17 protein-coding genes are annotated in these 22,007 nt (G+C 33.7%); 11 read left to right on the forward strand and 6 right to left on the reverse strand.

The features are described 5' to 3' along the window. Positions 1-174: 174 nt before the first annotated feature. The gene (locus Q4Q35_RS17345; protein ID WP_303279285.1) at positions 175-324 is read left to right on the forward strand and encodes a hypothetical protein; all 150 of its coding nucleotides are present in this window, start codon (positions 175-177) and stop codon (positions 322-324) included. A 17-nt stretch (positions 325-341) separates the two neighbouring features. On the opposite strand, the gene secDF is transcribed toward Q4Q35_RS17345, so the two are convergent. The 5 genes from secDF to gyrB form a co-directional block, all read right to left on the reverse strand. Beyond that, on the reverse strand, positions 342-3,341 hold the full coding sequence (secDF, locus tag Q4Q35_RS17350; RefSeq protein WP_303279286.1) for a protein translocase subunit SecDF: 3,000 nt from the start codon (positions 3,339-3,341) through the stop codon (positions 342-344). Positions 3,342-3,556: 215 nt separating this feature from the next. After that, the gene (locus Q4Q35_RS17355) at positions 3,557-4,180 is read right to left on the reverse strand and encodes a hypothetical protein (RefSeq protein ID WP_303279287.1); all 624 of its coding nucleotides are present in this window, start codon (positions 4,178-4,180) and stop codon (positions 3,557-3,559) included. Positions 4,181-4,327: 147 nt separating this feature from the next. Then, the gene (gene mdh, locus Q4Q35_RS17360) at positions 4,328-5,254 is read right to left on the reverse strand and encodes a malate dehydrogenase (RefSeq protein WP_303279288.1); all 927 of its coding nucleotides are present in this window, start codon (positions 5,252-5,254) and stop codon (positions 4,328-4,330) included. A 228-nt stretch (positions 5,255-5,482) separates the two neighbouring features. Next, on the reverse strand, positions 5,483-6,496 hold the full coding sequence (locus tag Q4Q35_RS17365) for a DUF6588 family protein (RefSeq protein WP_303279289.1): 1,014 nt from the start codon (positions 6,494-6,496) through the stop codon (positions 5,483-5,485). A 152-nt stretch (positions 6,497-6,648) separates the two neighbouring features. Then, entirely contained in the window at positions 6,649-8,598 is a 1,950-nt protein-coding gene (gene gyrB, locus Q4Q35_RS17370) for a DNA topoisomerase (ATP-hydrolyzing) subunit B (protein WP_303279290.1), read from the reverse strand. A 696-nt stretch (positions 8,599-9,294) separates the two neighbouring features. Here gyrB and Q4Q35_RS17375 point away from each other — a divergent pair. The 5 genes from Q4Q35_RS17375 to Q4Q35_RS17395 all read left to right on the forward strand — a co-directional run bounded on the left by Q4Q35_RS17375 (position 9,295) and on the right by Q4Q35_RS17395 (position 16,281). Next, positions 9,295-9,552, forward strand: coding sequence for a hypothetical protein (locus Q4Q35_RS17375; protein WP_303279291.1), 258 nt, complete (start codon positions 9,295-9,297; stop codon positions 9,550-9,552). 2 nt (positions 9,553-9,554) lie between these two features. Further along, positions 9,555-10,955 carry an amidase family protein gene (locus tag Q4Q35_RS17380; RefSeq protein ID WP_303279292.1) on the forward strand — a complete coding sequence of 467 codons (1,401 nt, stop codon included), beginning with the start codon at positions 9,555-9,557 and terminating at the stop codon, positions 10,953-10,955. After that, positions 10,955-14,305, forward strand: a complete 3,351-nt coding sequence (gene gatB/aspS, locus Q4Q35_RS17385; protein ID WP_303279293.1) for a bifunctional amidotransferase subunit GatB/aspartate--tRNA ligase AspS — start codon at positions 10,955-10,957, stop codon at positions 14,303-14,305. The genes Q4Q35_RS17380 and gatB/aspS overlap by 1 nt, the downstream gene beginning before the upstream one ends. A gap of 62 nt (positions 14,306-14,367) precedes the next feature. After that, entirely contained in the window at positions 14,368-15,642 is a 1,275-nt protein-coding gene (locus tag Q4Q35_RS17390) for a YCF48-related protein (RefSeq protein ID WP_303279294.1), read from the forward strand. Between the two features lie 108 nt (positions 15,643-15,750). Further along, entirely contained in the window at positions 15,751-16,281 is a 531-nt protein-coding gene (locus tag Q4Q35_RS17395) for a DUF2911 domain-containing protein (protein ID WP_303279295.1), read from the forward strand. Between the two features lie 59 nt (positions 16,282-16,340). Here Q4Q35_RS17395 and Q4Q35_RS17400 read toward each other — a convergent pair whose 3' ends face one another. Next, positions 16,341-16,970 carry a 7-carboxy-7-deazaguanine synthase QueE gene (locus Q4Q35_RS17400; RefSeq protein ID WP_303279296.1) on the reverse strand — a complete coding sequence of 210 codons (630 nt, stop codon included), beginning with the start codon at positions 16,968-16,970 and terminating at the stop codon, positions 16,341-16,343. Positions 16,971-17,091: 121 nt separating this feature from the next. Here Q4Q35_RS17400 and Q4Q35_RS17405 point away from each other — a divergent pair, with 121 nt between their 5' ends. From Q4Q35_RS17405 to Q4Q35_RS17425, 5 genes are all read left to right on the forward strand, one after another. Then, complete coding sequence (locus Q4Q35_RS17405) at positions 17,092-17,769, forward strand: PA14 domain-containing protein (RefSeq protein ID WP_303279297.1); 678 nt, start codon at positions 17,092-17,094, stop codon at positions 17,767-17,769. A gap of 332 nt (positions 17,770-18,101) precedes the next feature. Further along, positions 18,102-18,713, forward strand: a complete 612-nt coding sequence (locus Q4Q35_RS17410) for a hypothetical protein (RefSeq protein WP_303279298.1) — start codon at positions 18,102-18,104, stop codon at positions 18,711-18,713. Positions 18,714-18,800: 87 nt separating this feature from the next. Further along, complete coding sequence (locus tag Q4Q35_RS17415) at positions 18,801-20,348, forward strand: helicase HerA-like domain-containing protein (protein WP_303279299.1); 1,548 nt, start codon at positions 18,801-18,803, stop codon at positions 20,346-20,348. Between the two features lie 44 nt (positions 20,349-20,392). Next, positions 20,393-20,953 carry a hypothetical protein gene (locus tag Q4Q35_RS17420; RefSeq protein ID WP_303279300.1) on the forward strand — a complete coding sequence of 187 codons (561 nt, stop codon included), beginning with the start codon at positions 20,393-20,395 and terminating at the stop codon, positions 20,951-20,953. A 10-nt stretch (positions 20,954-20,963) separates the two neighbouring features. After that, positions 20,964-21,935 (forward strand): YitT family protein, encoded by a 972-nt coding sequence (locus Q4Q35_RS17425; RefSeq protein ID WP_303279301.1) that lies wholly within the window; start codon positions 20,964-20,966, stop codon positions 21,933-21,935. Positions 21,936-22,007 lie beyond the last annotated feature (72 nt).

Here is a 22,007-nt window from a genome sequence, read left to right on the forward strand (position 1 = left end):
TCATATTTCAATATAAAACATGTGCTCAGCTTGACTGGGTATAAAACCATAACTAAGGCTATGATTGAATTTTCTATCTTATCTGAACAAAATATAATTCAAATTATTTATAGCTCATTTTAAATAATAATTGGTATAAGAACAAGCTTAAATAGAATTACAAAGCACTACTTAATGATATTAGGATCTAGTCCGGAACGCTTAAACCCAACTAGAGAAATTAGCCTTAATAATCCAGTCGACGTTTGCAGAGTATACATCTACTTTACAGAAGCACTTAACCAAAAGAGCCCATCAACAAATGTTGATGAGCTCTCTTTATGAAGAAAAAATAATTTGAGTTAGTTTTTTTTCTTCTTTTTATCTTCCAGTTTTTGAACTGAATCATACATGATCGGTGTTGCAATAAATAAAGATGAATACGTACCTACTATAACACCTACTATTAAGGCAAACATAAATCCTCTAATGGAATCTCCACCAAAAATAAAGATTGCTAATAACACAACAAGAGTTGTTAACGACGTATTTAATGTTCTACTTAATGTACTACTAAGCGATACATTTACAACACGATTAAACTCCCAATTGGCATGATCGTTAAAGAACTCACGAATTCTATCAAACACAACCACGGTATCATTTAGTGAGTAACCTATAACCGTTAAAATAGCAGCAATAAATGCTTGATCTATTTCCATATTAAATGGCATAAACTTATATGTTAAAGAGAATATCCCTAAAACAATTAATACATCATGAAATACTGCCGCAACGGCACCTAATGAGAACTGCCATCTTTTAAAACGAATTAAGATATATAAGAACACGACTATTAAAGATCCTAAAATAGCCCAGAATGATGCTTGTTTAATATCATCTGCAATCGTTGGACTCACTTTATCGTATTTCATTAAACCGACAGTCTTAGTATCAGAATCACTAATAAAATCTTCGTAAGACATGCCGTCAAAATATGGTTGTAAGGCATCAAATAACGATTTTCTAATAGCTTCATCTACCTCTGCTCCTGTCTCATTTACTTGATATTTTGTTGTGATTTTTAATTGATTGGCATCACCAAAAGTTTTGGCATCGGCACTACCAAAAACGTCTGGTTGCGATAAAACACCTGTAATCTCTGAAGCACTAACATCTTGAGCAAAACGCACTTGATATGTTCTACCTCCAACAAAATCGACACCTTGGTCTAAACTATTAGTAAATAACGATCCTAAACTCAACAAAATAAAAGCACCAGAAATGATGTAAGCTATTTTACGTTTCTGTAAGAACTCTATATTTATATCTCTAAAAAGGTTTTTCGTTATTGGCGTAGAAAAATCTAACTTACCTCCTTTATTCGCAAACCAGTCAATTAACAATCTAGTAATAAATATAGCTGTAAATAAAGAAGTACCTATACCTATTAATAATGTCGTTGCAAACCCTTTAATTGGTCCAGAACCAAATATGAATAAAATTAATGCTGTTAAACCAGTCGTAATGTTTGCATCTAAAATGGAAGATAATGCATTACTAAAACCATCTCTAATAGCTTCTTTAATCCCTTTTCCTTTAGTTAATTCTTCACGAATACGCTCAAATATAAGTACGTTCGCATCCACCGACATACCTATAGTTAATACAATACCTGCAATACCAGGTAATGTTAACACAGCGCCTAATCCAGATAAAATACCAAAGATTAATAAAATGTTTAATAACATCGCGATATCTGCAAAAACACCAGCTTTTCCATAATAAAATATCATCCATACTAATACTAAAACCAATGCGATTAAGAATGACATCGTACCGCTATCTATAGCTTCTTGACCAAGAGATGGACCTACTACTTCACTTTGAATAATATCTGCAGAAGCAGGTAATTTTCCTGCACGTAATACATTTGCTAAATCGACAGCTTCATTTAATGTGAAATTTCCTGAAATTGAAGAACTTCCTCCTGCAATAGCCCCTGTTGTAACACCTGGAGCTGAATACACAACATCATCTAAAACAATAGCTATATGACTTTGCTGTGTATAAGCCTTCCCTGTCATTTCTTCCCAAATCTTAGCTCCTTTTGCATTCATCTGCATAGAAACTTCAGATCTATTTGCAGCGTCAAATTGATTACGGGCATCAACAATAACGCCACCACTTAGCGGAGGTGTATTATCTCTATTCCCTACTAAAGCATATAAATCTACTATCTCACTATCTTTTTCTGGCTTCCCAAAAACAAATTTTGCATAGCGTTGTTCCGCAGGTAACAAGGCTTTTACTTCTGGTCTGTTTAAATAATCAAGAATTGTCTCCTTATCTTTAAGTTCGAACCTTCCAATAATTGGACCGCCTTGATATCCTTGACCTCTAAATAAATCGAAAATAGGATTATTTTCAGTTTCAACAACTGTAGAATCTGTTGTAGCATCTCCTAAAAGCTCTTCAATGGTATTATCATCACTTTCGGTTTCTCCATCTTGAGGTTCTTGTTCTTCTTCTGCCTCAGCAGGCTTAACAGATTCTTTTAAAAGATCGTTAGCTTGTGCTAAAAAGCCAAAGAATTGCTCTCCTTTATAAGCATCCCAAAACTCTAATTGAGCAGTATTCTGTAATAATTTAAGGGCACGTTCTTTATCTTTAACTCCCGGTAATTCAACTAAAATACGACCAGAATTACCAAGACGCTGGATAGTAGGCTGTGTAACACCAAATTCATCAATACGTTTACGTAATACTTCGAAAGCCGAAACAATAGATTCGTCTACTTTTCTCTCTATCACCTGTTCTACCTCATCATCAGACATATTACTATTAATTTCGCCATCCAGATCCTTTGTATAAAAAATATCTGGCGATGCTAATTTTGTATCTCCTTTAACAGCATCAAACGCTCTGAAAAAAGACTCTAAATAAGACTCTTGAGCATCTTTTTGAAGTTCTAAGGCATCATCTAATGCTTTATTAAATGCAGGGTCTTTACTTTTGTTTGCCAACCCTTCTAAAATATCTCTTACAGATATTTGTAATGTTACACTAACACCTCCTTTAAGGTCTAAACCTAAAGGCATCGCTTTTTCTTTCACCTCATTATAAGTGAATTTCGCAACACCAAGATTAAAAACAGTATCTGTCGCTATAGACTCTAAGTAATTAACTTCCTCCAGGCTTCTTTTGGCTCGATAATCGTCTTCCGATTCCGGAATTTTATTAATAGCCATCTCCTCTGCACTACTTTCTATTTGATTGGATTTAAATGTGAACGATAATTGGTAAATACTTACCACCCCGAACAGCACTGCAAATAGTTTTACTAATCCTTTATTTTGCATTATTCTATTATTTTTTGGTCAAATTTATTAAAACGGACAAACACACTGTTTTCCTAATAATTTGACAATTATTTTTTATGATTTAAATAAGAGCTTGTTAACTTTATTAAATAAAGACTTACCTTATTATATTTTGTTTTTTGGAAAATGTTTTTTAAAATATCACCTCTATTTCACAAAGGCATCTAGTTCTTTGTATGTAAAAAACATTAAGGTTAAGAATTCCTGATAGCTACTGGTCCAGCTCTAACATCGGGAACATGATGTGACATATCATCTATTGCAATAGCAATATTTCTACGTACTTTATAAGTTATTTTAACAATCCTGGCTTTTTCATAACCATCTATAATATCAACATACAGATTTGGATTAAAAAACCGATCGTATTCATGCTTTAACTCAACAACAAAAATTCCATTAAGGTCAGACTCACTGTCTGCTCCTTTTTGGATTTCATATACATCTAGGTTATAACTATTTTTACTGTCGTTGAAAGGAAACTCATTCTTCTCTTTATCCTGATTATGTGAAGCGTAATCAAGTTCTAGATTTTTTTCTTTAGAAAGTAATTGTTTTATTCTGGCTACGTTAACATCGCTGTAATACGTAATTTTTAACCTGCCATCTTCTTTCTCTCCTACTTGTATATTGTTTATGCCTAAGGTATACAATTGTTTCTTTACAATTGCAATCGCATCTTGAACCTCATCAGATGTTACCTCATCATAGATAAACTCCATGACAATTTCCTGATTTGGTACAGAAATTTGCTTCTGGCAAACACCTAATAAAGTAAGGGCAATAACTAAAGCACTAAAGTACCATTTCGCTTTCATGCGTGTTTATATCTAATGTATTTAAAGGTAATCGCATCCATAATAACTAATTTCATAATATTATGAATGTTTTGCGCATCAAATATAAAAAATAAAGACTGTATTTCTACAGTCTTTATATAAATATGTTTTTTAAAGTATTGAATGTTACAATTCTAATAAACCATTCGTTTTTCTAACACCTTCTGCACTTGTTTGCATGTGCGCTTTTTCAGCATCACTTAAAGGAATATCTACTATACTTTCTATACCGTTTTTACCTAAGATAACCGGTACTCCAATACAAATATCGTTTAAACCATATTCACCTTCTAAAAATGTAGAACAAGGGAACATTTTTTTCTGGTCGCAAGCAATAGCTTGTACCAAAGCACTAACCGCTGCTCCTGGTGCATACCAAGCAGAAGTTCCTAACAATTTAGTAAGTGTAGCACCTCCTACTTTAGTATCTTCTTTTACTTGGTTTAATCTGTCTTCACTTAAAAACTCAGATACTTTAATACTGTTTCTGGTTGCATGACTTGTTAATGGGACCATACCTGTATCGCTATGTCCACCAATTACCATACCATCAACATCGCTAATAGGCGCTCCTAAAGCTTCCGCTAATCTATATTTAAATCGAGCAGAGTCTAAAGCACCACCCATACCAATAATTCTATTTTTAGGCAGATTGGTAGATTTATGTGCTAAATAAGTCATCGTATCCATTGGGTTACTAACTACGATAAGAATCGTATTTGGAGAATGTTCTATTAAGCTAGATGATACTGCTTTTACAATACCGGCATTGATTCCAATTAATTCCTCACGTGTCATTCCCGGTTTACGAGGAATTCCTGAAGTAATAACACAAATATCACTATTTGCGGTTTTACTGTAATCGTTAGTAATACCTGTTATTTTAGTATCAAAACCATTTAATGATGCCGTTTGCATTAAATCCATAGCTTTTCCTTCTGCATAGCCTTCTTTGATGTCTAATAAAACGACTTCTGAAGCAAAATCTTTAATGGCAATATACTCTGCACAACTTGCACCTACTGCGCCTGCTCCTACAACTGTTACTTTCATTTATATTATTTTTATTGTTATTAGTAATTCTTAAATGATTCTTTCTTTAATGACCTTTTATCGATACAAATTTCACAAAATAAAAGTCAAAATTTTATGATTTTAATCATGCAAAATTACGAATTAATATACTCTTAATAAAAAAAGTACAAGATTAAATCTTGTACTTTTTAAAACTAAAAACTAAATATAAACTAACTAAAACTAAATATTTTTTTATTTATATTTTTATCTAAAACTAAACGCAATTCCTGCGGATAATGTATTGTATTCTTGTAATGTATAATCTGCAAAAATCTTAAAAAAACCAAGACTTAATCTAAGCCCAAGTGTCGTTCTAAAACCACCGGCATCAAAGTCAAGATTTAAAGGGTCTGTAACAGTTTCTGTAATGGTTGGTCCGGATGCTATTGGTGTATATTCTAAATCGTATGTTCCCAACATTTTTAATGTTGAGTTACCACCACCATATCCTAGTCCGGCATAAACATTAATAATTGGAAAGTTTAACGACCCTATAGCCTGTACGGTAAATGAATTTAATTTAAATTCTGCTCTTTGGTTGTCTCCCGGTATTTCTGTACCATCCATAGTATAATTTACATTCATAGATGTATATGCCGCTAATACTGAAAGATGTAAAGGCAATTTATCTAAGGGACCTAAAATACTTGTTATTTCTTTTTTAAGACCAACACCAAACAACTTACCCTTTGCATCATCGCTTCCTACTTCTGGAACAAAACGCAACATCACATCGAATTTATAAGGTAAGCCTACACCTGCTTGTATTGCAGGAGTTGGTATGGAACCCAAAGGTAAATCATCATCAATGCCAGAAGGCATATCAAAAGAAGCGGTTACAGCCTGTCCTTGTACAATGGCATTTACATTTAATGTTGTACCATCTCCAGAACCGGCAACGGTTGGAGTTAAGGGAGATCCTGGAGCTGTTATGCTGGTTAGCCCTAAATCTGCTATACTAAAAAGCTCATCTTTTGATGGCACTTTAGAAGCATTTAGGCCAATGGTAATATCGAATCCTAATTTTTTATGAACTTTTGCGGTATGATACCATCCGCTATTCATACCATAAATTAATCCTGACATGGCAGGATTCATATAACTCTTTGCCAGTTTGTTTGCATCTTCTCCAGCAGCGAGTAAAATACTTTCCAGTTCTTGCGAACGGGACACATGTGTTACTAAAAGCAGTAAACATAGTAAGGTTAACTTTTTCATCTTTTATTAATTTAGTTGTAGCAAAAGTACAAAAAAAACCACGCTATGCAACTTTTATCGTTAAAAAATGCACTTCAACGATATTTTTATAAAAAAAGAACCCCTGACATTTACAAATATCAGGGGTCTAAATAATTTATTTTCTTGTTTATTTAAGCATCTATATTAGCATAGATGGCATTCTTTTCAATGAAATCTCTACGAGGTGGTACTTCATCTCCCATTAGCATAGAGAAAATTCTATCGGCTTCGGTACCATTATCTATTTGTACTAAACGCATGGTTCTAAATTCGGGATTCATAGTCGTATCCCAAAGTTGCTCTGCATTCATCTCTCCAAGACCTTTGTAACGCTGAATTTTTGATCCATCTCCAAATTCACTTATAATATCGTCACGCTCTTTATCAGACCATGCATATTTCTTTTTTGCACCACGCTTAACTAAATATAATGGCGGTGTAGCAATATATATATGTCCGTTTTCAATGAGTTCTTTCATATATCTAAAAAAGAACGTTAAAATTAAAGTCGCAATATGACTACCATCAATATCGGCATCACACATTATAACGACTTTGTGGTAACGTAATTTAGAAAGGTTTAATGCTTTACTATCTTCTTCGGTACCTATGGTAACACCTAGTGCTGTAAATATATTTTTAATCTCTTCGTTTTCGAATACTTTATGTTGCATGGCTTTTTCAACATTCAATATTTTTCCACGCAATGGAAGAATGGCTTGAAATGCTCTATCACGTCCTTGCTTTGCAGTTCCACCTGCCGAATCTCCCTCAACCAGGAAAACTTCACATTTTGCAGGATCTTGTTCTGAACAATCGGATAATTTCCCAGGCAACCCTCCAATAGACATCACTGTCTTACGCTGTACCATTTCACGCGCTTTTTGGGCGGCATGACGTGCTTGAGCTGCCAAAATCACTTTCTGAACAATGGTTTTTGCGTCATCTGGATGCTCTTCCAAATAATCTGTTAACATTTCAGAAACCGCCTGACTTACAGATGCAGATACTTCTCTGTTTCCTAACTTTGTTTTTGTTTGACCTTCAAATTGGGGTTCTTGTACTTTTACAGAAATAATAGCTGTTAATCCTTCACGAAAATCATCACCTGCAATATCGAATTTTAACTTATCTAACATACCGGAACCATCTGCAAACTTTTTCAAGGTATGTGTCAAACCACGTCTAAAACCCGATAAGTGTGTTCCGCCTTCATGTGTATTAATATTGTTTACATAAGAGTGTAAATTCTCTGCATATGATGTATTATAAATCATAGCTACTTCAACAGGTACACCGTTTTTTTCACCTTCAAAAGCAATAACATCTTTCATTAAAGGTTCTCGAGTGGCATCCAAATACTTAATAAATTCTTTTAAGCCTTCTTTAGAGTGGAACGTTTCGCCTTCAAATTCGCCATCTTCTTTTTTATGCCTTTTATCAACTAAATGAACTGTAATCCCTTTATTTAAATAGGCTAACTCACGTAACCTACTAGCCAGCGTATCGTAGCTATATTCTAAAGTCTGTGTAAAAATAGTAGGGTCTGGCTTAAAAGTAACGATAGTTCCTCTTTTCTCTGTGTCTCCAATCGATTTAACAGGATACATCGCTTTTCCTCGTTCATATTCCTGCTCATAGACCTTACCTCCTCTATATACGGTTGCTTTTAAATGTTCTGATAAAGCATTTACACAACTTACACCAACACCATGCAGTCCTCCAGATACTTTATAAGAATCTTTATCAAACTTCCCTCCTGCTCCAATTTTAGTCATAACAACCTCAAGTGCAGAAACACCTTCTTTTTTATGTAAGTCTACCGGAATACCACGACCATCATCTTCTGTTGTTATAGAATTATCTTCATTTATAGTTACTGTAATATTATCACAATGACCAGCAAGGGCTTCATCAATAGAATTATCAACCACCTCATATACTAAATGGTGTAAACCACGCACACCAACATCTCCAATATACATAGACGGACGCATACGTACATGCTCCATACCTTCTAAAGCTTGAATACTATCAGCCGAATAATTATGCTTATTAAACTCTTCTTTGTCTTGACTCATATTATTATCTATAGGTTAAAAAAATTTGTCTTTATCTCATAAAAAAATGACGCTAAGGCATCATTTTTTGGTTATAAACAAATATACAAAATCGCCACGCCGTTAAAAAGCATTTCAGAGACTTTATACAATAATTATCAACAATTGTTAATTTCTTAAAAATGGCTTAAATCGCCTAAAAAGTAGCTTAAAATGAATTTTGGTCGTTTTTTACACAATTGACAAGATTAGAAAACAGTAAAGTCGTTTAGAGGATAAGTTTCAACTTTGTTCAAGGTAAGTTATATCTATTTCAAACAACTATTATAATAGAAAAACCTCAAAAAAAGAAATTTGAACAAATAACAATATCATTAATTAAATCTAGTAAAAATTCACTTTTTCTGATTCATAACAACCAAACATTCTATCAAGAATGAAGCCTAAACGAATAATCATTATAAAACCAATAAATTAATTTTAAGTTTTTTATTAATTTGACAATAAAAATATTAGATAGGGAAAAATAATGTTTAGTAAATTTATTCTATATATATTTGACATCAGATAAAATTTTATGTTAATAAATAACAACAATAATAATTTCAATAATCCTAATTTTTAGGATCAGGAAGGTTATTGTTTAAAAATATATAAAGCCTTCCGGATTCGGAAGGCTTTTTTGTTAATCTAATAAATGAAACCATGAGTAAAATTATGACAGTCGACGTATTGTCGAGTATTAAAGGCGCACAACCCTCTGAGGCTGTGAGCAAATTATTTGACGTGATTAAAAATGCACAAACAACAAATAATAATCCCTTTAATAACAATCATAATAATAGTGTGTCCTTAGATAATTTGAGAGAAGATGAAGTGATTGAAAGTTCAGCTTTGGAAAAACAAATCATTAAAGATAATTTCCCGAAAGAGAAAAACGGTTATTTAGTAGTTTCTAAAGTTATAGATGCATAGTTATGGAATCTCAAATACAACAAATCCATCAGCAACTGATAGATAAGAAAATATCTTGTGTCGATCTGGTGCAAGAAAAATTAAGTGCTCTTAAAGAGAATACACATAACACTGTAAATTCCCTATTATCTGAATTGGCTTTAGAACAAGCAACTAAAGTAGATACCAAAATTGCCAACGGTGAAAACATTGGGTTACTAGAAGGTATTCCATTTGGCATTAAAGATGTGTATATGCTTCAAGGTACTTATGCAACGGCGAGTTCAGACTTGCTTAAAAATTATAAATCGGCATATACAGCTACTGCGATACAAAAATTATTGGATGCAGGCGCTATACCTATTGTTAAAGAAAACTGCGATAGTTTTGGTCACGGATCATCTAGCGAAAACACTATTTTTGGAGCTGTTAAAAATGCTGTTAACCCCGAATTAGTTGGTGGTGGTTCTAGTGGAGGATCTGCTGTAAACGTTGCTAAAGATTATACCGTTTTTTCTATTGGTGGTGATACAGGTGGTTCTGTACGTCAACCAGCAGGTTATAATAATGTATATGGTTTAAAACCAACTTACGGACGTATTTCGCGTTACGGTTTAATGGCTTATGCATCGTCTACAGATTGTGTAGGTCCCATAGCAACATCTGTTGAAGATATTCGTATTGTCTTAAATACAATGAGTGGAAAAGACACCAAAGACCAAACGACTTATACTTCGGAAAGTATTGAAGAAACAAGCATTTTAGACACGACTGGTATTAAAACCGTTGGTTACTTTAAAAACTTTATTGAAAGCGAAGCGATTGATACGCAAATTAAAGAAGACTTTTTAGCATCTATTGAAAAAATAAAAGCTAAAGGCATTCAAGTAAAAGAACTGGATTTCTTTAAATCTGATATTCTGGTTTCTACTTATTATACTTTAGCTATGGCAGAAACAGCTTCTAACCTATCTCGTTTAGACGGTACTAATTACGGGGATCGTATTGATGATAAAGACCTAAAAGAATCTTATGCCGTAACACGATCTGAGAAATTCTCTGAAGAAACCAAACGCAGAATTGTTGGTGGTAATCAAGTATTATCTCAGGGGTTTTCTGATGAAATCTATTTAAAAGGTCTGGCCTTAAGAGATGCTATTTCTGAAAATTTTGAAAAAGATTTCGAAGAAGTGGATATTATCTTATCCCCAGTTACACCAAGTATACCACCTAAAATAGGAGATAGTTTAAAAGACCCTCTAGCCATGTACTTATCTGATGCTTACACGGTAGGCTTTAGTTTAGGGCAATTGCCAACCTTAACGGTACCTCAAGGAACTCAAACTGGTTTACAGGTTACAGCAGCAAAAAATAATGATGAACTCGTTTTGAAGTTTGCTAACTTCTTAAAAGATACGATATAATGGAATTGGAACAATTAGACGCGGCATTAAAAGCCCACGAGTTAGAATTGGTAATCGGACTGGAAACTCACGTACGATTAAATACCAAAACCAAGTTGTTTTGTTCTTGCCCAAACCAGGAAATAGAAACACCAAACGAACATATATGCTCTGTTTGTACAGGACAAATGGGGGTATTACCTGCCATTAATAAAGAGGCGGTCAACAAAGCCATTTATTTTGGAAAGGCGGTAAAATCGTCTTTTGAAAACGAAATAATTTCTTGGGACAGGAAACATTACGAATACCCGGATAACCCGAAGAATATTCAAATAACACAGTTTCATAACCCCATCATACCTGACGGACAAGTCTCTTGTTTTAGAAATGACGGGTCTCAATTTACCGTTAATTTAACGCAGGTACATATAGAAGAAGATGCCGCCAAATTGATGCACGAAAAAACAGTATCGTTAGTCGATTTTAATAAAGCCGGTGTGCCACTTATTGAAATTGTAACCGAACCCTGTATTCGTCATATTGAAGATGCATCAACCTATGCGCAATACATCCAACGTATTGTTCAGAATTTAAAAATATCTGAAGCAAACCTTGAAAAAGGGGAGTTTAAATCGGATGTTTCTGTATCGCTTCGTAAAAAACACAGTTACAATTTAAACCCACGTACCGAAATTAAAAACTTAAACTCATTTAAGTTTATGGTAGAGGCTTTAAAAGAAGAAGTTGAAAAACAATTTAACTATTATATAGAGCATAAAGAATTTAGGCCAGAACAAACCACCGTTTTATGGGATGCCGAATTAAAGCAAACCAAAACCATGCGTAAAAAGGAGTTTGAAGCCGATTATCGTTTTATTTCAGAACCCGACTTACCTTTTGTTTCTATTAAAGAGGTTGTAGATACTATTCAGGTAGATACCAGCACCCTTCCTTTTGCTGTTGAATCTATTTTGATTAAAGGTGGTGTATTACCGCAAGATGCTAAATTTTTTACAGCAGATTCATTACGTTCCGAAACCTTTATTGCTATAAATAATAAGCTTAAAGACCCCTCTTTTGTTGCCAAAACATTGGTTAATAATATTGGTGCAGATGACTATGCTGATATTCATAGAATTGAACATCTTATTGAAATTTTCGAACTGTTTAGAGATGAAAAAATAACATCTGTATTGGTTCAAAATGCGATTACATCCTATCTAAAAGACAGAGATTTCGATTACAATAAGTATTTTGAAGATAATACGATTTCTGAATCTCAAATTCAAGAGGCCATTAAAAAGGTGATTTCTGAAAACGAAGCCGTAGCAAATGATATTAAAGACGGAAATCAAGGAAAAGCAGGAATACTTGTTGGTAAAGTCATTGCAATTATTGGTAAAGGTGCTTCAGGAAAAGTAATACGAGCAGAGATTCTTAACCAGTTACAAGACACAGAACCGAGCACTCAAAATTCTCCAACAACCAGCAACCAGCAACCAACAAATATTGAGTTAAACACAGTCGAAGCCCAATCTAAACAGGAAGAAGTATTACCCGATATTCCTATTGTTGTAAAAGATGAATATAGAACACATTTGATTTCAGATATTTCTGAAGAAAACATCTCTGAGAAAGTTACTTTTTCCGGATGGGTATCAAGTGTTCGTGACCATGGTGAACTTATTTTTATAGATTTAAGAGATTCTAGTAACGAAGTTTTTCAAGTACGTTTAAGCAGAGAGTCTTTTCCTAATTTAGATGAACTAGTAAAATTAAAACCAGAATCGGTTATAACAGTTACAGGAACACTAGTTCAACGTAAAGAAGATGATTATAATGCTGCTTTAAGAACAGGGAGAATAGAATTAGAAGCATACGAATTAGAGATTTTAAATCTATCTAAAACACTTCCTTTCGAGATAAAAAGAGCAACTAAAACGAATGAAACGACGCGTTTTCAATATAAATATTTAGATCACAGAAATAATGATGTTCGCAGAGTCATTATTAACCGTCATAAGGTAATTAAGTTAATGCGTGATGTTTTAGACGAACAAAATTTCTTAGAAATTGAAACGCCTATTTTAAGTGCAGGAACAGATGAAGGCGCCAGAGAGTTTATCGTCCCAACACGTAAACAGGCAGGCGCATTTTACACATTACCTCAAGCACCTCAACAATTCAAACAAATGTTGATGGTAAGTGGTTACGAAAAGTATTTCCAAATTGCACGCTGTTTTAGAGATGAAGATTCTCGTGGTGATCGACAACCGGAATTTACGCAGTTAGATATAGAAATGGCTTATGCCAGTATGCAACAAATTATAGATTTGAACACGAATATGTTCAATGATATAGTTAAGAAGATATATGGTAAAAAATGGATTTTACATCCGTTTGAAGTTCTTACCTATAAAGAGGCGATGGATAACTATGGTTGCGACAGACCCGATTTACGCTTTGGCTTACAGTTACAAGACATTACAGATATTGTAAAAGACACCACTTTTCAAGTATTTAGTAAACCTATTGATGAAGGTGGTATTGTAAAGTGTATTAAAGTATCTGCCGAAGAACAAGGAAAGAAACGTTTGTCTAAAGGACAAATAGAAAAGTTAACAGCCATCGCCCAACAACATGGTCTAGGTGGTTTAGCCTATATTATTGTTAATGAAAACGATTTGCAATCACCAATCATTAAGTTTTTAGGTGAAGATATTGCAGCAGGTATCATTAAAACTACCAATGCTCAAGTTGGCGATATTGTATTTTTCTCAGCTGCAGATTACGCGACAGCAAATAAAGCTTTGGATGCCGTTCGTCAAGAACTGGGTAGTATGTTGCGTTTAATCAATCCAAAGGAATTAAGACCAGCTTGGGTAGTAGACTTCCCTATGTTTGAAAAAACTGATGAAGACCGTTGGACATTTACCCATAACCCCTTCTCAATGCCAGCTATTTATGACATTGAAAAGCATATGAATGGTAAGGAAGAAGAAATAGGGTCGATTATAGCCCAACAATACGACCTTATCTTAAATGGTTACGAAATAGGCGGTGGTTCTGTTCGTGCTCACAAACCTGAAATATTGGAAGCAACCTATAAAAACATGGGTTACAATAAAGAAGAAATGCTTAAAAGCGTTGGTACAATGTATAAATCCTTTCATTATGGTGCACCACCACACGGCGGAATAGCTTGGGGTATTGACAGATTGATGATGATCTTAGAGAAAAAAGCATCTATTCGTGAAGTCATGGCATTCCCAAAAACAGGAACCAGTGAAGATTTATTATTTGGAGCGCCATCTTTATTATCAAATAAAAAGGTAGAAGAAATGAATGTTAAAGTTATTAAAAATAACTAACTACTTAAATGAATATTTACAAATTTCAATAACTTGCACCTATTAACCTACAATTATATTTTATGAGAATTTTAAAGCTAATATGTCTACTCTTTTTTTTCTGTGCAAATGCACAATCTAACTGGCAAACCTTCACAAATATTTCGCCCAATATTAATAATCAGCGTTATGATGATGTTTTCTTTATCGATGAAAATATTGGTTGGGCTGCAAATGGGGGTTTTGCAGCGGTTTACAAAACTATAGACGGTGGTAATACTTGGTCTGAGCAATTAAATGAAACGATTCTTGGAGGAGATTACTACTTTAGAAATATTGAATTTTTAGATGAAAATATTGGTTTTTTAGGCACATTAAACAGCGTGTTTTTTAAAACTAACGATGGCGGAACCACTTGGACAGAAGTTACCAATTTACCTACAAATCCACGAGCAATTTGTGGTCTGAATACAGTTGGTTCGTCTACAATATATGGTTGTGGCTCATATCTTGGACCTGCGTTTATTATCAAATCTACCGATAGCGGAGCCACATGGCAATTCATAGATATGTCTAGCTATGCTAGTGAGCTTGTCGAAATTTATTTTTTAACAGAAGATATAGGTTTTGTCTCTGGTCGAAGTAATAGTGGAGCAACTATTTTAAAAACAACTGATGGAGGTGTTTCTTGGACAGAAATATATAATTCCAACATTATAGGGGAATATTTATGGAAAATGCAAGTATTGGAAAGTAATACAAATGTACTTTTTGGTTCTATTGAAGCTGTATCCCCTAACCCAGGGAAATTAGTTAAATCGGTTGATGGAGGTTTAACATGGCTAAGCTACGACGCACCAGAAACCGAAATACAAGCTGTTGGTTTTATAAACGAAAACCAAGGATGGATGGGGGGACATTACACAGGTTTTTATGAAACTTTAAATGGTGGAGAATCTTGGACAAATCTAAACATTGGAAACAATCTTAATAGAATTTTTATTGTCAACTCAAATTTGGCTTATGCTAGCGGAACTTCTGTCTATAAGTTTACTGACAATTCTTTAGGTACTAAAAGAATTGATGAAAGCGGAAGAACACCTTTAAAAATTAAATTAAAAACCAATCCTGTTGAATCAATTCTTGAGTTTGATATTGAATTCGATTCGAATGATAATTTACTTATTGAATTATATGATTTAAATGCGAAATTTATAAGACAATTAGCTAGAGATAAAATTGATAATAAAACAACAAAAAAATATAAGTTTAATATTGAAAACCTCTCATCTGGCACCTATCTAATCAATCTTCATAATAATACAGGAAGAGAATCTATAAAATTCATAAAAAAATAATTTTTTTTAAATGTAAATTTTAACATCCATTAGCGACTTTTACAAAAACCTTAACACAATTTACATTTATCTTTAAACGATTCTAATCTTAAAATCTAAAAAATTATTATGAAAAAATCAACATTTATTACGACCATAGCTTTTGCTTTTGTTATACTTTTAAGTACTAATTTAAATGCTCAAGAATTTAAAGGAATAAAAGACAAAAGCCCGATGGATGCTGCTATATACAAAACCTCACGAAAGAGTCCTGCCATTGTTAAGGTTGTTTATAGTAGACCTCAACTTAAAGGTAGAGCGTTAAGCACATTAGCTCCAAACGGAAAAGTATGGAGAACAGGAGCTAATGAAGCAACCAATATTACTTTATATAAGGATATGAAAATTGGAGGAAAAGCTATTAGCGCAGGAGAGTATTCGCTTTTCACTATTCCTGGAGACAAAGAATGGACTGTTATTATAAATAAAGATATAAATGTTTGGGGGGCTTATTCTTATAATGAAACCAATGATGTTATTAGAGTTTCTGTTCCTGTGACTACAGGGAAATCATTGGAAGCTTTTACAATTGATTTTTCTAAAGATGGTACCATGTATTTAGCATGGGATACCGTTAGAATAGCTGTTCCTATGAAATAGTTTCCATTTTTTCAACTACCATAAAAAAAAGAACCTTGAAAATTTCAAGGTTCTTTTTTTTATGGTATATTCAAATATTTATGCGTTTGGAGTGATACTTTCCATTTAGGGTTAGCCATAACATAGTCCACAATTTCCGGTACAATCTTATCCCGCTTACTCCATTCTGGTTGCAAATACAAAATACAATCTTTATTAACCTTGGCAGCCTGTTCTTCTGCAAAGCGAAAATCATTTTTGTTATAAACGATAACCTTAAGCTCATTGGCCATATTATAAGCTTCCTGAGTAGGCAACTTCATTTTTTTTGGTGATAAACAAAACCAATCCCAAGTTCCAGTTACTCTATAAGCTCCAGAAGTCTCTATATGGGTTTGAAGTCCATTGTCTTTTAATAGAGTTGTTAAAATGCTCATGTCCCACATTAAAGGTTCACCTCCTGTTACAACGATAGTGTCACTATATTTTTTGGCATCCTCAACTATCTTAACCGTTTTGGTAGGTGGATGCAAATCGGCATTCCAACTTTCTTTTACATCGCACCAATGGCATCCTACATCGCACCCTCCAATACGAATAAAATATGCAGCGGTTCCTTTATGATACCCTTCACCTTGTATGGTATAAAACGCTTCCATTAAAGGTAACAGGTCACCTTTATCCACTAATAATTGAACCTCTTTTTTCATAGTTTGCAAAGATACATATTACATTCTTTTAATCGATTATTTTTTGGTTTTCAATTCTGGTTTTATACTTTTGGTTACAACTTAATTTTAAGTTTAAAAGCCCCCTTAAAATCTATCTTAAATGAATAAAAATTTATGCTTAATCGTACTAATACTTAATGGTTATTACAGTCTCTCTCAAGTAGGTATTGGTACAACAAATCCGCAAGCACAGCTTGAGGTTTCTGGCGGAAATGTCAGATTTTCTAATTATGGAACTGGTACTGTCACAGGAGTCGAAACATACCTTTTAGGTGTAGACAGTGATGGAGATATCGTTGAATCTTCCTTAAATAGTATTAATCAACCCGGACTACAATATTATACATGGGACATAGCAAATACTACAGAGCCCAATATTGATAACAAACGTACACTTGGAATCCCTACCTCTCAAGGCGTTTTTAATGGCGATTTAGACGATACTGCAAGAACCTCAATAGAACCAGACAATATTGGGTATATTCTTAATTATGTAGGTACAATAAGAGTTGAAAACACAGGTGTTTTTACATTTAACGCAAGATCTGACGATGGAAGTAGGATATATATCGATAATGTTCTGGTTGTTGAAAACTGGTCCGACCAATCCCCAGTTACAATAAGTAATAGTGTCACATTAGCACGAGGAGAACACAGAATAGAATTTTGGTATTATCAAAATACAGGAGGTGGTTTCATGCAATTTACATGGGGAACAAATCCAGACTCATATACCGTAAACTCAACTATTAATGCCAATCAATTTTTTGTTAAGTAGGAATTAAAGTTAGCAACCTTTTACAGATCGTTGTAAATCAAGTATTTTAACTTATTTTTTCCTTTTACATCGACTAATAGTACTTTATACAGCATTTTACGTAAGAAAAACAACCTGAATTCCTTTTATCGAACTTCTTATTATATCACTAAAAATGCTACTCTTAAAAGTAGCATTTTTCCTTTATACACCTGTTATTAAGTCTCTTTTTCACATAGTCTACAAAGATATATACAGCATAACCTCATCTGCTAACATTTTGATTTTCAATTCTCTTTTTATATGTTTGTTTTGGATTAATTAGAAAAATTGCTCTCAATTCTCTCTCAAACATGAAAAAAAATACATTTTCAGCATTACTGCTATGCATTAATTGCTTAATCGGCTTTTCTCAAGTTGGCATAGGTACTACAGCACCTACTGCTGAGCTTGAGATAGAAACAACAAATACAGGTATTCCTGCATTAGAACTTAACGCTCAATCTGCCCCTACTGGCACAGTTACGGGTCAAATCGCATTAATTGGAGACAGATTATATATGTATGATGCTACCAGAAGTAAATGGTTAAGCCTAGAAACAACGGCACTTCAATATGGAAAAAGTGGAGGAACTGATGATGAACGCTTAGAGTTTGCAGGTGATCTTACAAATAATGGAAGTGGGCCTAGAATGCCTTTCGACGGCACCATTGTTTATTTGACTATTGAATCATCTGGAGGTGTATCTAATAAACAGTTTGATTTAAAAATAAATGGTAGTGATGTTGGCAATAGCGGTACCGCTTCATTGGATGGTCGAATTAGTTTGTCTGGCGGGTCATTTAATTACACCGATTATAATATCGATTTTGACGCAGGCGATTATGTTACTATCGAAGCAAGAAGTAATGGTGGTGATGTAAACAACCCCGTTGCAGTTATTTGGGTAAAATGGAGACAGTAGCGTTAAAGGTATTATAAACACCTTCCCTATAAAAACCTTATTTTTTTCTTCCTTAATTTTCCTGTATTTTTATGCAAATTATAGCGAATGGATACTAAGGAGACTTTTTTTAAACATATTACCGAAGGCAATACGACTAAAGGTGATTTTATCCCAATAGGAGCAGCCATGTTAAATGGTGAAACGGTAACTGGCGCCCATGTAAAAATACCTTTAAAAACCATGAATCGCCATGGTTTAATTGCCGGAGCCACCGGTACTGGAAAAACAAAATCCTTACAAGTACTAGCCGAAAACCTAAGTGACAAAGGGATCCCTGTATTGCTTATGGATATTAAGGGTGATTTAAGTGGATTGGCACAACCTAGCCCTGGGCATCCAAAAATTGATGAACGTCATGAAAAAATAGGGCTTCCTTTTGAAGCCAAAAGTTTTCCTGTTGAAATATTAACACTCTCTGAACAAGACGGCGTGCGCTTAAGAGCCACCGTAAGTGAGTTTGGCCCTGTATTACTTTCAAGAATTTTAGATTTATCTGAAACACAATCTGGAGTTCTGGCAGTTATATTTCAATATTGCGATGACAATAAATTACCCATTCTAGATTTAAAAGATTTCAAAAAAATATTACAATACGCCACTCAAGAAGGAAAAGCAGAATTCACCGAAGCTTATGGTAGAATTTCTACAGCATCTACCGGTGCTATCTTGCGAAAAGTAGTTGAGTTAGAACAACAAGGCGCCGATCTGTTTTTTGGAGAGACCTCTTTTGATACTCAGGATTTATTGCGAATTGATGAGAACGGACGTGGTTATATCAACATTATTAGGTTAACCGATATTCAAGACAGACCTAAATTATTCTCAACATTTATGCTGAGTTTATTGGCAGAAATTTATTCAACATTTCCTGAGCAAGGTGATAGTGACAGACCTGAATTAATTTTATTTATTGATGAAGCTCATTTAATTTTTAACGAAGCATCAAAAGCATTATTAAGTCAGATTGAAAGTATTGTAAAATTAATAAGAAGTAAAGGCGTTGGTTTGTATTTTGTCACTCAAAACCCAACAGATGTACCGGAAGCCGTTTTAGGGCAACTTGGCTTAAAAGTACAACATGCGCTTAGAGCTTTTACTGCTAAAGATAGAAAAGCTATAAAATTAACCGCACAAAATTATCCAGATTCCGAATACTACGACACCACCGAAGTCTTAACATCTCTAGGTATTGGTGAAGCTTTAGTATCTGCTTTAGATGAAAAAGGTAGACCCACACCATTAGCTGCTACCATGATGCGAGCACCTATGAGCAGAATGGATGTTTTAACCGATGTGGAATTAAGTACATTACTTTCTAAATCAAAATTGGTAAAAAAATACAATAAGGATATTGATAGAGAAAGTGCTTATGAAATGCTTAATGAAAAAATAGAACTGGCTGAAGCAGAAGAAGCTAAAGAAAAAGCAAGACAAGAAAAAGAAGCTCTTAAAAAGGCGCAATCTAAAAGTCGCACAACAACACGGTCTTCCGGAAGGAGAAGTACCAGAATGAATCCTATTGTTAAAGTACTTACAAGTGCTACGTTTATAAGAAGTGTTTTTGGTATTTTGACCAAAGTCCTGAAGAAATAGTAAATTGATAATCAATATTAACCACCTCTAAATCATTTTTAATAATGTATAAATCATTTTTAGGCTTTATAATTCTTAGCCTTTTATTTTCCAATTGCAAAAAAGAGCAAGACCCTTTTGAAATTGGAAGACAACACCTTGGACTATTAACAGACTCAACACAAGTGAAAGACCTTAAAAATATTTTTATTAATGATTCTTTAGTTAAATTTATTAGTGGTGACGAATTTGCGGGTAGTAAAAACAATATAGATGTATTTGAAAAGGGAGGTAAAAAACTTTTAGTTTTAACTCCGAAACAGGTTTTAGATTCAACATCTGTTATAGAAAGCATTCAAATTATTGATCCTCGATACAAAACAGATAAGGACATATCTACTCTAAGTACTTTTAAAGATATCTCGAGCACTCATAAAATTTCAAAAATAAGCAACCTTATAAATGTTATCGTTATTTTTGTAAATGAGTTAAATGCAAGTTTTGTGGTAGATAAAAAGGAACTTCCTGCAAATCTTAGATTTAATATGGATATTAAAATAGAAGCAACGCACATTCCTGATAATGCTAAAATAAAATATTTTTTCTTAAACTGGAGTATGCATTAATGACAAATAAATGAATCCATTCTTATCGAAACTATTAATAGACCTTGCTCGTAAAAGGCTTGAAAAAAAACAAGTAAACAAGCCTGTAAGCAAAAAACAAATAGTTCCTCTGGTGAGAAGGTTTCAAGTTGAATTATCACATGCCATTAAAGAATATTTCTTTATTATAATTGGTGTTTTTTCCGCTGGATTTGGCTTAAAAGGTTTTTTACTACCAAATAAATTTATTGATGGTGGTGCCACAGGTATTTCCTTGTTATTAGAAAATGTAACATCATTAAAATTAGGATTACTACTGGTTCTCGTTAATCTCCCTTTTTTAATTCTTGCCTCCAGAACTATTGGGGTTAAATTTGCAATAAAAAGTATTGCTGCCATAACGCTTTTAGCAATCGTTGTGCACTTTGTAAATTATCCTATAGTTACTGAAGACAAATTATTAATCGCTGTTTTTGGAGGTTTCTTTTTAGGTTTCGGAATTGGTATGTCTATACGTGGCGGAAGTGTTATTGATGGCACCGAAGTCTTAGCTATATTTTTAGGCAGAAAACTGTCTTTAACTATCGGTGATGTTTTATTATTAATAAACGTCATAATATTTACTGTAGGTGCATATACCCTCTCTATTGAAACAGCACTTTATGCCATGCTTACTTATTTGGCTGCGGCAAAAACAGTAGATTTTGTGGTAGATGGTGTAGAAGAGTATGTAGGGGTTACTATTATCTCAAACAAGCATGAAGAGTTAAGGATCATGCTTACTGAAAAATTAAGACGCGCTTGTACTATATATGCTGGTAAGGGAGGTTATGGGAAACAAGGTCATAGCTACGATAAAGATATTATCTACACAGTTGTAACACGTTTAGAACTTGCCAAATTACAAACTGAGATTGATAAAATTGATAGAAATGCGTTTACTATTATGGGAGTTGTAAAAGATTTAAAAGGAGGCATGATTAAGAAGAAGCCTATGAAATGAGCAGTGTGTTCAGTGTTCAGTGTTCAGTGTTCAGTGTTCAGTGTTCAGTGTTCAGTGTTCAAAATTAAAAAT

The organism is Flavivirga aquimarina, assembly GCF_030540835.1.
GTDB lineage: Bacteria > Bacteroidota > Bacteroidia > Flavobacteriales > Flavobacteriaceae > Flavivirga > Flavivirga aquimarina.

Bases quoted from the DNA above. Each gene is read 5' to 3' on its own strand.
- Q4Q35_RS17345 (WP_303279285.1), top strand. From the start codon at position 175: ATGATATTAGGATCTAGTCCGGAACGCTTAAACCCAACTAGAGAAATT.
- secDF (WP_303279286.1), bottom strand. From the start codon at position 3,341: ATGCAAAATAAAGGATTAGTAAAACTATTTGCAGTGCTGTTCGGGGTG.
- Q4Q35_RS17355 (WP_303279287.1), bottom strand. From the start codon at position 4,180: ATGAAAGCGAAATGGTACTTTAGTGCTTTAGTTATTGCCCTTACTTTA.
- mdh (WP_303279288.1), bottom strand. From the start codon at position 5,254: ATGAAAGTAACAGTTGTAGGAGCAGGCGCAGTAGGTGCAAGTTGTGCA.
- Q4Q35_RS17365 (WP_303279289.1), bottom strand. From the start codon at position 6,496: ATGAAAAAGTTAACCTTACTATGTTTACTGCTTTTAGTAACACATGTG.
- gyrB (WP_303279290.1), bottom strand. From the start codon at position 8,598: ATGAGTCAAGACAAAGAAGAGTTTAATAAGCATAATTATTCGGCTGAT.
- Q4Q35_RS17375 (WP_303279291.1), top strand. From the start codon at position 9,295: ATGACAGTCGACGTATTGTCGAGTATTAAAGGCGCACAACCCTCTGAG.
- Q4Q35_RS17380 (WP_303279292.1), top strand. From the start codon at position 9,555: ATGGAATCTCAAATACAACAAATCCATCAGCAACTGATAGATAAGAAA.
- gatB/aspS (WP_303279293.1), top strand. From the start codon at position 10,955: ATGGAATTGGAACAATTAGACGCGGCATTAAAAGCCCACGAGTTAGAA.
- Q4Q35_RS17390 (WP_303279294.1), top strand. From the start codon at position 14,368: ATGAGAATTTTAAAGCTAATATGTCTACTCTTTTTTTTCTGTGCAAAT.
- Q4Q35_RS17395 (WP_303279295.1), top strand. From the start codon at position 15,751: ATGAAAAAATCAACATTTATTACGACCATAGCTTTTGCTTTTGTTATA.
- Q4Q35_RS17400 (WP_303279296.1), bottom strand. From the start codon at position 16,970: ATGAAAAAAGAGGTTCAATTATTAGTGGATAAAGGTGACCTGTTACCT.
- Q4Q35_RS17405 (WP_303279297.1), top strand. From the start codon at position 17,092: ATGAATAAAAATTTATGCTTAATCGTACTAATACTTAATGGTTATTAC.
- Q4Q35_RS17410 (WP_303279298.1), top strand. From the start codon at position 18,102: ATGAAAAAAAATACATTTTCAGCATTACTGCTATGCATTAATTGCTTA.
- Q4Q35_RS17415 (WP_303279299.1), top strand. From the start codon at position 18,801: ATGGATACTAAGGAGACTTTTTTTAAACATATTACCGAAGGCAATACG.
- Q4Q35_RS17420 (WP_303279300.1), top strand. From the start codon at position 20,393: ATGTATAAATCATTTTTAGGCTTTATAATTCTTAGCCTTTTATTTTCC.
- Q4Q35_RS17425 (WP_303279301.1), top strand. From the start codon at position 20,964: ATGAATCCATTCTTATCGAAACTATTAATAGACCTTGCTCGTAAAAGG.